This is a genomic window from Clostridioides sp. ES-S-0048-02, from assembly GCF_020658495.1.
GTDB lineage: Bacteria > Bacillota > Clostridia > Peptostreptococcales > Peptostreptococcaceae > Clostridioides.
The window spans coordinates 1-354 of sequence record NZ_JACVWH010000083.1; the positions used below are offsets into that span (position 1 = coordinate 1).

The 354-nt window shown below is 39.3% G+C and carries 2 rRNA genes; both read left to right on the forward strand.

The features are described from left to right. Positions 1-53: ribosomal RNA gene (locus IC173_RS20505) — 16S ribosomal RNA — on the forward strand; the annotation flags it as partial. Positions 54-274: 221 nt separating this feature from the next. After that, positions 275-354: ribosomal RNA gene (locus IC173_RS20510) — 23S ribosomal RNA — on the forward strand; the annotation flags it as partial.

Genomic DNA, 354 nt, shown 5'->3' on the forward strand with positions numbered 1-354 from the left:
TGAAGTCGTAACAAGGTAGCCGTATCGGAAGGTGCGGCTGGATCACCTCCTTTCTAAGGAGAATTGCCTACTGTTTAATTTTGAGGGTTCGTTTTTACGAATACTCAATTAGCACTTTGAGCAACAGGATTTATCTGTTGGCGCTGTGCCTTAGCACTTTGAAAACTGCATATATATATTTAGTGATATGACATCTAATTTATAATATATAAAGCTGATAACTTTTTAAAATTATCGAAGTTGATAGCTTCTAATCTATCAAACCTTTTTAACTGGTCAAGTTATTAAGGGTGCAGGGCGGATGCCTTGGCACTAGGAGCCGATGAAGGACGCGATAAGCTGCGATAAGCTTCG